Raw genomic sequence first — 15,316 nt, 5'->3', positions numbered from 1 at the left:
CCCCGGCGCGCCTCAGGGAATCGTCACCGGCGCGGGGGAACTGACCGCGGCGACCACGGGGGCGCCGTCCCGCACCACCTCCACGACGACGACCGTCGCGTACTCCCCGGGGGCGAGGGCACGCGTCGCCTGCGCCGACGGCTCACCGCTCGCGGGCGGCGTGCTCGGAGCCGAGTCCCGTTCGCTGCCCGCGCCCTCGCCGCTGCCCTCCCCAGTGCCACCACCTGCGCCGTCGTCCCCGGCCGGTGCGTCCGCGCCCACCCGCTCGGGCTGCGCCGTCGCCCCCGGGCACGGCTGTGCCAGGTCGAGGGAGGCCGGGAGCACCAGGGAGTCACCCGGCGCCACAGGGACCGCCGTGGTGGGCGTGGCCGAGGCGCCGACCGCCACGATGGCCCCGTCGTGCACCAGAACCGTGCGCGCGGCGTAGCGCTCGTCCGCGAGCACGGTGTCGTAGCCCGAGGTCAGCGTGGCCTCCACCCACAGGGTCGCGTGCGCCGAGGTGAGCGAGGTGACCGCCAGTTCCACCCGGTTGCCGGGCGCCGGCGGCGAGAAGGGACTCCCGCACACCGGATCCCAGGCGTCCACCCGCAGCAACGCCCGTACCGCGCTGGTGGGAGTGGGGGTGGGTGCGGGTGTCGTGCCCGCGGTAGCGCTCGGTGTCGCCGTCGGCGCCGTGGTGATGCCCGGGTCGGGACCCGCGCTCGGCAGCGGCGTGGGATCGGCGCTCGGGTCCGGTGACCGTGAGCCGGTCGGTCGTGGTTCCTCGCCCTCGGAACGCGCAGTCGGCTGGGATGAGGACGACTCCTGCCCGGGTGCCCCGGTCGAGGACGGGGCGATGGTCTCGGCACCACCCGTGCCGGTCTCGGTGGTGCCCGTGTCGCCGGAGTAGGCGGGGTAGCCGGGCTCGGAGTGCGCCGCGGGGTCGCCAGCGAGTTCGCTGTAGGAGGAGCACCCGGTCAGCAGGGCCAGGACCAGGGGAGTGGCGAGCGCGCCCGCGAGCGCGCGCGCAGGACTGCGCTGCGCGCGGCTGCACTCGTGCCCAGCGGTCATCGGTGGCTCCCATCGCGAGTGTCCAACGGCCGGAGCCGAGCGTCCCTGCACCGCCCGGCCGCACACGATCGAGTCCCCCTTGCTGCACCATGGCAACGCACCGGCGGCGAAAACGCAAGGAGGCGGGGGAAAGTCCCGGATGTGGACACGCGTGGCGCACGGGCACCCCCTAGAGTGTTCGGACCGGGCAACGCCGCCCGGTGCCGGAGGAGTCCGGCGATGTGTCGAGGAGGACACTCATGCCAGAACTCGGGAGCGCGTCTCTCACCATCGTCGCCGTGATCGCGGCGCTCGCCCTCATCGCCCTGGTCATCGCCGGAGTGCTGCGCCGCCAGGTCCTCGCCGCGCCCGAGGGTTCCCCCCGGATGCAGGAGATCGCCGGCGCCGTGCAGGAGGGCGCCTCCGCCTACCTGTCCCGGCAGCTGCGCACGCTTGCGCTGTTCGCCGCGATCGTCTTCGCGCTGCTGTTCCTGCTCCCCGGCGACGGCGGCATCCGGGTCGGTCGATCCGTGGCCTTCCTGCTCGGGGCGGCGTTCAGCGCGGCGATCGGCTACCTCGGCATGTGGCTGGCGGTGCGGGCGAACGTGCGGGTCGCAGCGGCGGCCGACCAGCCCCGGGGCACGCAGGTGGGAGCACGCATCGCCTTCCGCACCGGGGGCGTGGTCGGGATGAGCGTGGTGGGTCTCGGACTCCTGGGCGCCTGCGGGGTGGTGCTCGTGTTCGGGATCGAGGCGCCCGCCGTGCTCGAGGGCTTCGGATTCGGCGCGGCGCTGCTGGCGATGTTCATGCGCGTGGGCGGCGGCATCTTCACCAAGGCGGCCGACGTCGGCGCCGACCTGGTGGGCAAGGTGGAGCAGGGTATTCCCGAGGACGACCCGCGCAACGCCGCCACGATCGCCGACAACGTGGGTGACAACGTGGGCGACTGCGCAGGGATGGCCGCGGACCTCTTCGAGTCCTATGCGGTGACCCTGGTCGCCGCCCTCATTCTCGGGCGGGCGGCGCTCGGCGAGGAGGGCATGGTCTTCCCGCTGATCGTCACGGCCGTGGGTGCGATCGTTGCGGTCCTGGGGGTGTGGCTCACCCGGATGCGCGCCGGGGAGAACGGGCTGCGTGCCATCTACCGCGGGTTCGGGCTCTCCGCGGCGGCCGGCGTGGTGCTCGCCGGGATCGCCGCCTTCGCCTACCTGCCGGCCTCCTTCGCCGACCTGCAGGGCACCGCCGACATCGGGGACGTCTCCGGCGACCCACGCGTGATCGTGGCGCTCGCGGTGCTCATCGGTGTGGTGCTGGCCGCAGTGATCCTGGCGATCACCGGCTACTACACGGGCACGACGACGCGGCCCACCCGCCATGTCGCGGCCACCACCCGCACGGGTGCGGCCACGGTGGTCCTCTCGGGTGTGGGTGTCGGCTTCGAGTCCGCGGTGTACACCGCGGGGGTGATCGCGGCCGCGATCTGTGGCGTGTTCCTGCTCGCCGGGGGTTCGGTGTGGCTGTCCCTGTTCCTCATCGCCGTTGCCGGCTGCGGCCTGCTGACCACCGTGGGTGTGATCGTCGCGATGGACACCTTCGGGCCGGTCAGCGACAACGCCCAGGGCATCGCGGAGATGTCGGGGGAGGTCAGCGAGCAGGGCGCCGCGGGCCTGACGGAACTCGACGCGGTGGGGAACACCACCAAGGCGATCACCAAGGGCATCGCGATCGCCACCGCCGTGCTGGCCGCGACGGCGCTGTTCGGCTCCTACGCGGACGCCGTCTCCCATGCTTTGGCCGACATCTCCGGCGGTGTGGCCGACGCCGGTGACGGCCTGGTCGCCGCGATGATGAACTACTCGATCATCTCCCCGATCACCCTGGTCGGGGTGATCCTGGGTGCCGCCACCGTGTTCCTGTTCTCCGGGTTGGCGGTGGACGCCGTGACGCGCGCCGCCGGAGCGATCGTGCTGGAGGTGCGGCGCCAGTTCCGCGAGATGCCCGGGATCATGACCGGCAAGCAGCGCCCGGAGTACGGCCGCGTGGTGGACATCTGCACCCGGGACTCGCTTCGGGAACTGGCCACGCCGGGCCTGCTGGCGGCGTTCGCGCCGATCGCGGTGGGTTTCGGCCTCGGGGTGGGGCCGCTCGCGGGGTTCCTCGCCGGCGCGATCGGCGCCGGTGTGCTCATGGCTGTCTTCCTGGCCAACTCCGGCGGTGCGTGGGACAACGCCAAGAAGATCGTGGAGGACGGCGAGTTCGGGGGGAAGGGTTCCCCCGAGCACGCGGCGGCCGTCATCGGCGATACGGTCGGCGATCCCTTCAAGGACACCGCGGGTCCGGCGATCAACCCGCTGATCAAGGTGATGAACCTGGTGGCCGTGCTCATCGCACCCGCCGTCGTGGCCATGAGCGCACCCGCCGACGCCAACCACATGCTGCGCATCGCGGTGGCGGTGGCTGCGGCGCTCGTCGCCGGTGGCGCGGTGCTCGCGTCCCGGCTCCGGGCGACCCGCGTGGACCGGGAGGCGGCCGCCAGTGCGGAACGCGACGCGCTCGGTGCCTCCGTCAGGTGAGGAGGCCGGGGCGGGCGAGGGACGGCATCGACCCGGATCGCGGCCGAGCGTGTGGTCGGCCGCGATCCGCGCGCGCCGGGCCCCCTCTCTCCCCGGCGACCTACTCGTCTTCCTCGTGCACGCCGTCGAGCACCTCCCGCACGCGGCCGGCACCGACCGCCAGCGGCGGCCCGGCTACGGAGAAGGTGATGACGTCGTGCTGAGCGAGGAGACGAAGTCTGTGGCCCTCGCGGCGTGCATCCATCCGGAAGAGCGGGCTCGTGCTGCGCACACCGCCCGTCCACCCGGCCCTCGCGAGGCGGGCGCCGATGCGGCCGGCGACGCTCGCGGTCGGTGCCGCTCCGGCCACCTGGATGTCGAACGTCGGGACCACGCAATCGAGGCGCTCCTCGCAGGCTCGCCACCGAGTGGCGCCCCAGACGCCGCGGATCCCGACGAGCAGGCCCGCGTGACGGGCGAACCGCTCGAGCCGGGACTTCTCGGCGTCGAGTTCGAGCCGCAGCTCAGCCGGGTCCAGGTTCGTGTCGATCGGCGAGGCCTCGGGCTCGCTCTCCGGCGCCAGGGCGGGCAGCAGTCGCAGCCGGGGACGGGAGTTCCCGATCCGGGTCGGGGCAGTCCGGGCCGGGACGGGCTGCGGAGCAATGGACCCTGGGACGTACGCGGTGACTGACATGTCTGCGACGCTAGGCGCGGTTCGCGATGGCGTCGATGGGGAGAACTCCCCATGCCCCGCCTCGCCCCACGGCGGCCGGGCTCCGATCCTCCACGTCGCGCCGACCAGCTGTGAAACGTTCTTGACACGCGCCTGACCTGCACATGGCACGAGAGGGTGGCAGCATCACATGGTGACCTCGCACGAATCCGCCGCGCAGAGTGGCCCCTCCCCGCGCTCCCGCCTGACTCTCGCCGGGGGCATCGTGGGCGCCCTGGTGATCGTCGAGGGGACCTCCGGTGTGATCCAGGGGTACTACACACCCCTCCTGACGGACATCGCCCGCAACCTCGGCATCCACGACGCCGATGTGAACTGGTTCGAGGCCGCCCAGTTGCTGCTCTCCGCGATCGTCGTGCCCGTGCTCGCCCGACTGGGCGACATGGTCGGTCACCGCAAGGTGCTCATCGGTTCCCTCATCGTGACGATGCTGGCGAGTTGGGCGATCGCGTTCGCCCCGAGCTTCCCGCTGTTCTTGCTCGCCTGGGCGATGCAGGGCTTCTACGTGGTGTGGCTCCCGATGAACGTCTCGATCATCTACTCCCGGGCGCGCGGGAGGCCCGACTCCACCGCCATCACGCGCCGCGCCACCGGTCTGATCGTGGTGGCGCTCGAGGCCGGCGCCATCGTCGGGGCGCTGCTGGCCGGTCAGCTCGGAACCCTGCTGCCGCTGTGGGCCACCCTGTGCGTGCCGGCGCTGATGGTGACCATCGCGCTCGTGGTGGTCTGGCGTGCCGTGCCCGACCCGGGGGCGCGCGCGGGCGGGTCGATCGACACCCCCGGCACCGTGGTGCTCACCCTGGCACTGCTCGCGATCACGGGTGGCCTCTCCCTGGTGCGGCTGACCGGCGTCACCGCCTGGGTGTTCGGGATGATCCTCATCGGGGTCCTCCTGCTCGCGCTCTTCGTCCGGGTGGAACTGCGGTCCCCCGACCCCCTGGTGGACATGCGCCTGGTGGCGCGGCCCACGATGTGGCCGGTCATCCTCACCTCGGCGCTGTTCGGGATCAGCGTGCTCGGCGCCCAGGTGCCGCTGTCCACCTTCGTGCGCACCGATCCCGCCGAGGTCGGATACGGGCTCGGGATGGATTCTGCGAGCGCCTCCTACGTGGTCGGCGCGTACGTGTTCTCCCTGCTGGTCGGTGCGGGTCTGTTCGCCAGGGTGTCCCTGCTCTTCTCGCCGCGCCGCACGCTGATCGGCGCCGCGTTCGTGGTCGCGGCCGGCTACCTGGCCCTGGTCCCGTTGCACGACACCCTGGTGCAGGTCCTGGTGTGCATGGTGGTGGCCGGGCTCGGCTCGGGGGCGCTGGTCGCGGCCCTGCCGGCCGCCGCGGCCGCGGGTGCTCCACCGCACCAGACCGGCGTGGCCACCGGACTGACGAACACCACCAAGACCATCGGAGGCTCCTTCGCCTCCTCCGCGTTCGCGATCGCCTTGGCCACGGGGGCCGTGGCCATGACCACGGGCGGTGAGTCCACGGCCGGGTCGCTCTCGGGCTACATCACCGTCTGGCTGATCTGCGGTGGCGCCGCGATCGTGGCCGCCGTCTGCCTGATGACCGTGCCCGGTGCAGCCTTCACCCACGACGAGCCGGAGGCCCCCGGCCACAACGTCACGGGGGCGCCCGGCGCGGACCCGGCCGCGCCGTCGAGCATCCCCACGGACCCACCCTCCCAGACGACAGGAGAACCGGCATGACCGCCCCCGCTGCCTCGAATCGCACCGATGGCATCCCCTCCGACGGGGATGTCGCCGAGCACCTGGCACGGTTGATCCGGATCGCGACCATCACGCCTCCCGATTCCGGGCCGCTGAGCCCGCAGGTCGCCGCGTCCTTCGCGGACCTGCACGCGGCGCTGCGTGAGTTGTACCCCCGGGTGTTCGCCGCGGCCGCGAGCGTGCGGATCGCGGGGCGGGCGGGCCTGCTCCTGCACCTGCCCGGGGAATCGAGCGAGGCCCCGCTGGTGCTCATGGCGCACCAGGACGTGGTGCCCACGCCCGAGGACTGGCAGGCCGAGGGCTGGCAGCACCCACCGTTCGACGGCGTGATCCGCGACGGCTGGGTCTTCGGCCGCGGTGCACTGGACGACAAGGGCGAGCTCGTGGTCATCCTCGAGGCCGTGGAGTCGCTGCTGGGGCAGGGGTGGCAGCCCGAGCACGACCTGTACCTCTCCTTCGGGGCCGATGAGGAGTCCTATGGTTCCGCGGCGGTGGAGGCCGCGGCGATGCTGCAGGCCGACGGCGTGCGGCCCTGGATGGTGCTGGACGAGGGTGGCGCGGTGGCCACGGGCGCCTTCCCCGGCCTGGCGGGGGAGATGGCCGTGGTCGGCACCTCGGAGAAGGGGGTGCTGACCCTGACCCTGACGGCCGAGTCCGGCGGAGGTCACGCCTCCACGCCGCCGCGCCACACCGCCTCGGGGCTGCTGGCCGAGGCGCTGGTGACGCTCGAGCGGCACCCGCACCCCGCCGCGGTGAACGACGTGTCGGTGGAGATGTTCGAGACCGTGGCGCCGCACCTGCGCGGACCGCTGCGGTTCGTGCTCTCCCGCGCCGGCCGGGCGCGCCGGCTACTGGCCCGGGTGCTCCCCCTGGCCGGGGTGGAGATGAACGCCATGGTCCGCACCACCTCGGCCATCACCCGGCTGCAGGGCAGCCCCGGTGACAATGTCCTGGCCAACCGGGCCCTCGCCGTCGTGAACCTGCGCGTGGCGGTCGGCAGCACCTGCGAGGAGGTGGTGGCCCGGGTGCGGCGCATCGTGGGCAAGCGCATCGAGGTGCGTGTGAAGGAGTCCAGCGAGCCCTCGCCGGTCTCCCCCTCGGGCGCCGACCCGCGGTGGCGCGCCATCGTCGCGGCGATCGGGGAGTCCTACCCCGAGGCCGTCGCGGTGCCCTACGTGATGCTCGCCGCCAGCGACGCGCGGCACATGACGGGGCTGACCGATGCGGTGTACCGGTTCGCACCGCTGCGGATGTCGGCCTCCCAGCGCCACAGCGTGCACGGCAACGACGAGCGCGTGGAGGTGGAGAGCCTCGGGCGAGGCGTGCGGTTCTACCGCGCGCTGCTCACCGCTCCGCGCCCCTGACGCCCCACACCCCGCCCCGCCCCACACCCCGCCACGCCCCACACCCCGCGAGGTGGTTCTGCAGGTACCGCGAGGTGGTTCTGCAGGTACCGCGAGGTGGTTCTGCAGGTCCGCTAGCGCCCTGCCCGGGCCGCGGCAGCGCGGCGCGCCAGCGGCCAGAACGTCGCCAGGCCCAGGAGCGCCACCGCCACGATCCCCAGGATCCCGGCCTTCTGTGCGCCGCCGATCCCGATCGCGACCGTGAAGGCGAACGGTGCGAGGAAGGAGACCGCGCGCCCGGCGGTGGCGTACAGCCCGAAGTTCTCGTTCTCGCTGCCGTGCGGGGTCAGGCGCGCCAGCAGGGAACGGGAGGCGGACTGCACCGGCCCCACGCACGCCGAGATGATGATGGCCGCAGCCCAGAAGACGGCGGAGGAGGTGGTCGCGAACACCGCGATCGCGGCCACGATCATCACCGCCAGGCCCCAGATGATCAGGCGGTGCGGGCCGAGGCGGTCATCCAACCGCCCCAGGAGCCAGGTGGACGCGCCGGCCACGAGGTTCGCGGCGATGCCGAGGTAGATCACTTCCTGGGTGGAGAACCCGAACGAACCCGCCGCGATGATCCCGGCGAAGGCGAAGACGGCGCCGAGCGCGTCGCGGTAGATGGCCGAGGCGACGAAGAAGTGCAGCAGGCTGCGCTGGGTGCGCCACAGGCTCGCGATCCGACGGCCGATGTCACGGTACGCGCCGACCACGGTGAACTTCTCGGTACCCGGGGCGGGCGGGGTGTCGGGGCCGACGATGAGCAACGGGAGGCAGAAGATCGCCGTCCAGGCCGCGCAGAACAGGGCGACGGCGCGCAGGTTCAGCGCGTCGGTCTCCGGCACCACCGGGTCCAGCACGAACAGGAACAGGCAGGCGACCAGCGCGACCAGTCCGCCGAGGTAGCCCAGGCCCCAGCCCATGCCGGAGATCCGTCCGAAGGTCGCCGGGGTGGCGATCTGCAGCAGCATCCCGTTGTAGAAGACCCCCGCGATCTCGGAGAACACCGAGGCCAGCGCCATCATCGTGACGGCGAACAGCAGCCAGCTCTCCTCGGGTTCGGCGAGGAAGAGCAGGGCCATCGAGGCGGCCAGCAGCATCGTGAACACGGCCAGGAGTCGACGGCGATGCCCGACTCGGTCAGCCGCCACACCCATGAGGGGGCACAGCAAGGCGATCGCGATGCCGGCGATCGTCTGGGCGGAGGAGAAGGCTGCCGAGCCGGAGTCGACGTCGGCGGCGATGCCGTCGGTGATGTAGACCGAGAAGACGAAGGTCAGCATCACCGTGTTGAAGGTCTGCTGTCCCCAGTCCCACAGGCCCCATGCCCGGACCACGCGGCGGGGCGCAGGTTCGTGGGCGAGCCCCGGCGCCTCGGGCTCGGCGGGCGATGGTGCGTCGTCGTGGTCCACCCCGTGACAGTAGAGCCAGACGGGCTCCGCGGCTAGACCTCCCGGATGAACGGGAGAGGTACTCAGCGCGGCGGAGTGGTCACGCGCTGGTTGACACGCTTGATGATGCGACTCATGGACACCTCGGTGATACCGAGGTGGCTCGCTATCTCCCGTTGGGACAGACGACGCACCAGGTCGGGTCGGTCCGTCACCAGGTTGCGGTAGCGCTCCTCGGGTCGCGTGGCGACGTGTCGTTGCAGGTCGCTGTACACCTGGAGATAGGTGATCGACAGCAGTCCGCGCGCCACCTGGGCCCAGGGCAGGCTCCCCGATGCGAGCTCCTCCAGGACGCAGGTATCGATGCGCACCAGCAGGCTCGGCTCCACTGCCACGGTGTCGGACGGCCTCGGGCGCAACTCGTCCAGCACAAGGGTGGGCAATGTCTCCGTGAGCTCGGTGGCGGCGGCCACGCTCTCGAGCATCGCGACGGCGCAGGAGTGACCGGTGATGAACTCACCCTCGCCGTAGAACCGCAGTGTGGGCCTGCCGCCCGCGCGCTCGAGGCGGGTCTTCGCCAGGCCCGAGTGCACGAAGTACGCGGGTGGGCGCGTCAGGTTCCGGTCGTCCACCACGTCACCGCGTTCGAGGTGCACGATCTCGAGCGTGCGCTCCAGCCGGTGGAAGTCCACGAGTGGGTCGTCCCCCAGTCGTTGCAGGATGAGCCTGAGGCGTTCGGTGGCGCGGTCCCTGCTCTCCCCGCTGGTCCGCGCGCGTTCGCTCATCACTGCCTGTCACCCCCTGACACCGGACTGTACGATCCGCGAGTCGTCTTCCAGACTATCGGGGATCGCATGACAGGGAAACAATTGGGTGCAATCGACGCGGATCAGAGCGATTCGGAAGCGTTGCGACGTGCGCTTCGAGGTGATCTCGAAGCCAGTGGGTACACGCTCGACGGCGTGGCCGCAGCGCTCGGTCCGGTGGCGGCGGAGTCGCTCGAGCGTGAGGAGTTGCTACCCGCGCGGCTTGCTCTCGGGTGCGGCGCCGACATCCGGGGTGCTGACGCCCAGGACCGTCAGTCGCACGAGGTCGGGGCCAGCCCCCTGGGCGTGATGCTTCGCCTGTTCCGGCTCGGTGAACCGGTGACGCGCGCCCAGGTGGAGGCTGCCTTCCCACGGGCGGGTGTCTCGACGCTCGCGTCGCTCGGCTGGGTCACCGCCCAGGGCACCGGGGACGACGACGAGGTGCGTGGCGCCGTCGGGCTGCTCGCCTATTCCTCACAGGAGGCCGACGGGGACCGGGACTGGTGGATCGCCTCCGACCTGGGGGTCGGGGCGCGGGGGAGGGCGCTGCCCGAGGACTACGTGCTCGGCGTCTCCCGGGCCTCCCGCACCCTCGCCCAGGTGACAGTGCGGCGCCCCGATGTCAGCGTGCTCGACCTCGGGACCGGGTGCGGCATCCAGGCCCTGCACGCCGCCCAGCATGCCCGACGCGTGGTCGCGACCGACGTCTCGCCGCGAGCCCTCGAGTTCGCCAGGATGAATGCGATGCTCGCCGGGGTCGAGGTGGACCTGCGACGCGGCTCGATGTTCGACCCGGTCTCGGAGCGGTTCGACCTCGTGGTCTCCAACCCGCCGTTCGTGATCACACCCCGTTCTGGCGCGGTCTCGGAGTACACCTACCGCGACGGTGGTCGGCGTGGCGACGATCTCGTGCACGCGCTGGTCGCCGGTGTCGGGGAGCACCTCGAACCCGGCGGGGTGGCGCAGCTGCTCGGGAACTGGGAACACGTGCGGGGCCAGGAGTGGGACGAGCGCCTGCACGGCTGGCTGGAGGAGTCGGGCCTGGACGGCTGGGTGGTGCAGCGCGAGGTGCTCGACCCGGCCGAGTACGCCGAGATGTGGCTGCGCGACGGGGGGACCGGCCGGGGTGGGGGCGAGGCGGAGGTCCGTGCCCGGGACGATGCCTATGAGGCGTGGCTGCGCGACTTCGCCGAGCGCGGCGTGGAGGCCGTGGGCTTCGGGTTCATCACCCTGCGGCGGCCGGCCGGGCACTCGCGCGAGCGGTGGCGCCGGGTCGAGGAGGCGACCGGGGCGGTGCGGCAGCCGCTCGGCCCGGTGATCGGTGAGGTACTCGCCGCCGTGGACCACCTCGCGGACCTGGATGCGAGGGATGTCTCGGTGCTGGAGGAGCGCTGGAGGGTGGCGCCCGACGTCACCGACGAGCGCTACTTCACCCCGGGCGAACCGCAGCCGCGGGTGATCCTGCTGCGCGCCGGCGGCGGTTTCGGGCGGACCGTGCGGTGTGACACGGCCCTGTCGGCGTTCGTCGGGGCGTGCGACGGCGAACTCACCGGTGGGCAGATCGTCGGCGCGCTCGGGGCGCTCCTGGAGGTCGCCGCCGACGACCTGGCCGCCGAACTGGTCCCGCAGGTGCGGGGCCTGATCACCGACGGCCTGCTGCTCCCCGCCTGACCCCCCGCGAGGTGGTTCTGCAGGCACCGCGAGGTGGTTCTGCAGGCACCGCGAGGTGGTTCTGCAGGTCACCACTCGCGAGGGCGGACGGCGCAGCCCAGCTTCTCGCCCAGCTCACGTTCGAACGAGTCGTCCTCCCCGAAGATGCGCTCCCTCGTCGCGACGACGAACGCCACGCTGTGCCGACGGGAGATGGCCGCTCGGCGTTCGTCATCGAACGCCACGTCGTGGCGATCGGTGTGGTTCTCGCGGCCGTCGTACTCGGCGGCGACCCGCTGCGATCGGAAGTACGAATCCAGGCGGCGCTCCACGCCGTCGACCACCATGGGGACCTGGAGCTCCGGGTTCGGGAGGCCGGCGTCGAGGATGCGGCACCGCATCCAGGACTCACCGTGACTCTCGGCGAGCGGATTCAGGCGCGGGGCGAGTTCCATCGCCTGCTTGGTGCCGGGGAGCCGACGTAGTTGCGACACGCTCACCGCGACGTCCTCGGGGGTGACGACGCCGGAGCGCACCATGGCGTCGCCGGCGGCGAGCGCGTACGGACGCCACTGCAGACGAAGGAGGTCCACGCAGGTCCGCAGGGGTGAGGTCACCGGAATGCCGCCGATGAGGACGACGTCGGGGTCGGGCACTGTGGTCTGCCGCACGATCGCCCGGGTGGCGGCAGGTCGACCCTTCCCGTGGCGCACGAGGCAATGCGGACGTATCTCGCGGAACTCGCCCGGCGGAAAGGTGTCCACCCCGTAGATCCACGCAGCCGAGTGGTCAGAGACGATCGCGTCGGGTGGGAGCACGAGCGCCAGTGCCCTGGCGCGCAGTTCGCGCGAGTCGGGGACACCGCCGTCGACCAGGACCCCGCGTACCACGCGGCGCAAGGATCCGGTGCGCACCAGACGCTCGCAGCGGTATCGGGTGAGGCCGAGACCGGCCGCGTCTCCGGATCGGAAGGGCTCGCCGTCGTTGATGAGGTCCATGCACGGATCGTGGCGGAACCTGGCCCGAACGCGGCTGGCCCTTCCGCAAGGTGTGGAAAACCCGGATGGCGAGACCCCAGTGGACAGCGCGCGACGACCTGCAGAACCACCTCGCGGTGCCTGCGGAACTGCCTCGCGGTGCCTGCAGAACCACCTCGCGAAAGGTCAGGCGAAGGCCTCCGGGGGAGGGCAGGAGCACACCAGGTTCCGGTCGCCGAACGCCTGGTCCACGCGGCGCACCGGCGTCCAGTACTTCCCGCGCACCAGCGAGGGCACCGGGTACACGGCCGTCTCCCGCGAGTACGGGTGCGACCAGTCCGAGGCCACCGCGGCCGCCGCCGTGTGCGGGGCGTTCACCAGCGGGTTGTCGTCCTTCGGCCACGCACCGGCGCCCACCTTCTCGGCCTCCGCGTGGATCGCGAGCATCGCCTCCACGAACCGGTCCAGCTCGCCCAGGTCCTCCGACTCGGTCGGCTCCACCATGAGGGTGCCCGCCACCGGGAAGCTCATGGTGGGGGAGTGGAAGCCGTAGTCGATCAGGCGCTTGGCCACGTCGTCCACCGTCACGCCCCAGGAGGTCTTCAGCGGCCGCAGGTCCAGGATGCACTCGTGCGCCACCAGGTCGCCGTCGCCGGTGTAGAGCACCGGGAAGGCCGAGCGCAGCCGCGCGGCCACGTAGTTCGCCGCGAGCACCGCGGCGCCGGTGGCCTCCCGCAGCCCCTGCGCGCCCATCATCCGCACGTACGCCCAGGTGATCGGCAGGATCGAGGGGGAACCGAACGGCGCCGCCGAGATCGGGTTCGCCAACGGGTCCGCGCCCTCGGAGACCTGCTCGCGCACCCCGCCACCGCCCGGCAGGTACGGCGCGAGGTGCGACTTCGCCGCCACCGGCCCCACACCCGGTCCGCCGCCACCGTGCGGGATGCAGAACGTCTTGTGCAGGTTCAGGTGCGAGACGTCGCCGCCCACGTCCCCGAACCGCCCGTACCCCACGAGCGCGTTCAGGTTCGCGCCGTCGATGTACACCTGCCCGCCCGCGGCGTGCACCGCGTCGGTGATGGTGCGCACCTCGTGCTCGTACACGCCGTGCGTGGAGGGGTAGGTGATCATCAGCGCCGCCAGGGCCTCACCGTGCTCGGCGATCTTGGCGTGCAGGTCCGCCACGTCCACGTTGCCGGCCTCGTCGCAGCGCACCACGACCACGCGCATGCCAGCCAGCACCGCCGAGGCGGCGTTCGTGCCGTGCGCGGAGGAGGGGATGAGGCACACCTCGCGCTGCTCATCGCCCCGGGACCGGTGGTAGCCGCGGATCGCGAGCAGCCCGGCGAGCTCGCCCTGGGAGCCGGCGTTGGGCTGCAGGGAGACGGCGTCGTACCCGGTGATCTCCGCCAGCCAGCCCTCCAGGTCGGCGATGAGCGTGCGGTACCCCGCCGAATCCGCCTCCGGGGCGAAGGGGTGCAGCCCGGCGAACTCGGGCCAGGAGACGGCCGCCATCTCGGTGGCGGCGTTGAGCTTCATGGTGCACGAGCCGAGCGGGATCATCCCGCGGTCCAGCCCGTAGTCCGCATCCGCGAGCCGCTTGAGGTAGCGCATCATCGCGGTCTCGGAGTGATAGCGATGGAAGGTGGAGTGCGTCAGGTACTCCGAGGTTCGCGCCAGCGTTTCCGGGAGGTGCCCGACGGCGTCGCTCACCTCCCGCGAGTCCGTCACCGTGCCCGCCACGGCCGTGGCGATCCGCGCGAGGTCCGCGGGCGTGGTCGTCTCGTCCACCGCGACCTGCAGCGTCTCGGCGTCGACCAGGTGCGCGGTGTAGCCCGCGGCCCGCAACCGGTCCCACGCCGCCTGGGCGTCCAGGCCCGTCACGCGCACCGTGTCGAAGAAGGACTCGTGCTCCAGGGTGAGCCCCGCCCCGGTGAGGGCGGTGGCCAGGGAGGCTGCGGCGTCGTGCACCCGCCGGGCGATCCGCTTCAGGCCGTCCGGCCCGTGGTAGACGGCATACATCGAGGCCATGACGGCCAGCAGCACCTGCGCGGTGCAGATGTTGGAGGTCGCCTTCTCGCGGCGGATGTGCTGCTCGCGGGTCTGCAGCGCGAGGCGGTAGGCGGGGGCGCCGTCGGCGTCCTTGGAGACCCCGACCAGCCGGCCGGGCAACTGCCGCTCCAGCCCCTTGCGCACCGCCATGTACCCGGCGTGCGGGCCGCCGAAGCCCATCGGCACGCCGAAGCGCTGACTGGTGCCGACGGCGACGTCCGCCCCGAGCTCGCCCGGCGCCTTGAGGAGGGTGAGGGCCAGCAGATCGGCCCCGACGACGGCGATGCCGCCCGCCGCGGTCACGGCGGCCAGGATCCCGCTCGGGTCCCAGACGCGGCCCGAGGCCCCCGGGTACTGCACGAACGCGCCGAAGTAGCCCTCGCCGTCGTCCGTCACCGGCAGCGTGGAACCTGCGGCGGCGAGATCCGCGAACGCCAACCGGATGCCGGTGGCCTCGGCGCGGTGCTCCAGCAGCCGGCGGGTCTGCGGCAGCACGTCCTCATCCACGAGGAAGGTGCGGGACTTCGCCTTGGAGGCGCGGCGGGCCAGCAGCATTCCCTCGACCACGGCCGTCGCCTCGTCCAGCATCGAGGAGTTCGCGATCGCCAGGCCCGTGAGGTCCTCGACCATCGTCTGGAAGTTGATCAGCGCCTCCAAGCGGCCCTGGCTGATCTCCGGCTGGTACGGCGTGTAGGCGGTGTACCAGGAGGGGTTCTCGAACACGTTGCGCTGGATCACGCTGGGGGTGTGCGTGCCGTAGTACCCCAGGCCGATCAGCGAGGTGGTGAGCGTGTTCGCGTCGGCCAGGGTGCGCAGCTCGGCGAGGGTCTCGGCCTCGGTGGCAGCCTCGGGCAGGGCGCCGCTGCCGTCGGTGCTGGGGGAGAAGGAGGAGGCGACGGCCGGGGGGATCGCGGCGTCCATGAGGGAGTCCAGCGTGGGGTGGCCCACCGCCTGGAGCATCGTGGCCTGGTCGGCCGGGGTGGTGCCGATGTGACGGCGGGCGAACGAGGTGCTCACG

At 72.2% G+C, this 15,316-nt stretch carries 10 protein-coding genes; 4 read left to right on the top strand and 6 right to left on the bottom strand.

The annotated features are described in order from the left end of the window. Positions 1–12 precede the first annotated feature (12 nt). Complete coding sequence (locus ATL40_RS11360) at positions 13–1,050, bottom strand: hypothetical protein (RefSeq protein WP_098469629.1); 1,038 nt, start codon at positions 1,048–1,050, stop codon at positions 13–15. 239 nt (positions 1,051–1,289) lie between these two features. Here ATL40_RS11360 and ATL40_RS11355 point away from each other — a divergent pair, with 239 nt between their 5' ends. Then, entirely contained in the window at positions 1,290–3,602 is a 2,313-nt protein-coding gene (locus ATL40_RS11355) for a sodium-translocating pyrophosphatase (protein ID WP_098469628.1), read from the top strand. Positions 3,603–3,702: 100 nt separating this feature from the next. On the opposite strand, the gene ATL40_RS11350 is transcribed toward ATL40_RS11355, so the two are convergent. Next, positions 3,703–4,275: a hypothetical protein gene (locus ATL40_RS11350; RefSeq protein WP_098469627.1), complete on the bottom strand. Its 573-nt coding sequence runs from the start codon at positions 4,273–4,275 to the stop codon at positions 3,703–3,705. Between the two features lie 169 nt (positions 4,276–4,444). Here ATL40_RS11350 and ATL40_RS11345 point away from each other — a divergent pair, with 169 nt between their 5' ends. Both ATL40_RS11345 and ATL40_RS11340 read left to right on the top strand, forming a co-directional pair. After that, positions 4,445–6,013 (top strand): MFS transporter, encoded by a 1,569-nt coding sequence (locus ATL40_RS11345; protein WP_211283111.1) that lies wholly within the window; start codon positions 4,445–4,447, stop codon positions 6,011–6,013. Next, positions 6,010–7,398, top strand: coding sequence for a M20/M25/M40 family metallo-hydrolase (locus ATL40_RS11340; protein ID WP_098469626.1), 1,389 nt, complete (start codon positions 6,010–6,012; stop codon positions 7,396–7,398). Before ATL40_RS11345 ends, ATL40_RS11340 begins: the two co-directional genes overlap by 4 nt. Positions 7,399–7,511: 113 nt before the next feature. Here ATL40_RS11340 and ATL40_RS11335 read toward each other — a convergent pair whose 3' ends face one another. Continuing rightward, on the bottom strand, positions 7,512–8,834 hold the full coding sequence (locus ATL40_RS11335; protein ID WP_098469625.1) for an MFS transporter: 1,323 nt from the start codon (positions 8,832–8,834) through the stop codon (positions 7,512–7,514). A gap of 62 nt (positions 8,835–8,896) precedes the next feature. Continuing rightward, on the bottom strand, positions 8,897–9,598 hold the full coding sequence (locus ATL40_RS11330) for a Crp/Fnr family transcriptional regulator (RefSeq protein WP_098469624.1): 702 nt from the start codon (positions 9,596–9,598) through the stop codon (positions 8,897–8,899). 69 nt (positions 9,599–9,667) lie between these two features. On the opposite strand from ATL40_RS11330, the gene ATL40_RS11325 reads away from it, so the two are divergent. After that, positions 9,668–11,290: a DUF7059 domain-containing protein gene (locus ATL40_RS11325; protein WP_098469623.1), complete on the top strand. Its 1,623-nt coding sequence runs from the start codon at positions 9,668–9,670 to the stop codon at positions 11,288–11,290. A 68-nt stretch (positions 11,291–11,358) separates the two neighbouring features. Here the strand turns inward: ATL40_RS11325 and ATL40_RS11320 are convergent, their stop codons facing one another. Both ATL40_RS11320 and gcvP read right to left on the bottom strand, forming a co-directional pair. Then, positions 11,359–12,267, bottom strand: coding sequence for a type IV toxin-antitoxin system AbiEi family antitoxin domain-containing protein (locus tag ATL40_RS11320; RefSeq protein WP_098469622.1), 909 nt, complete (start codon positions 12,265–12,267; stop codon positions 11,359–11,361). Between the two features lie 165 nt (positions 12,268–12,432). After that, entirely contained in the window at positions 12,433–15,315 is a 2,883-nt protein-coding gene (gene gcvP / locus ATL40_RS11315; protein ID WP_098469621.1) for an aminomethyl-transferring glycine dehydrogenase, read from the bottom strand. Position 15,316: the final 1 nt, after the last annotated feature.

Origin of the sequence: Serinibacter salmoneus (assembly GCF_002563925.1) — a bacterium.
Lineage (GTDB): Bacteria > Actinomycetota > Actinomycetes > Actinomycetales > Beutenbergiaceae > Serinibacter > Serinibacter salmoneus.
Note: the sequence above shows the minus strand (reverse complement) of the source record. Positions and strands in the feature narration are given on the sequence as shown.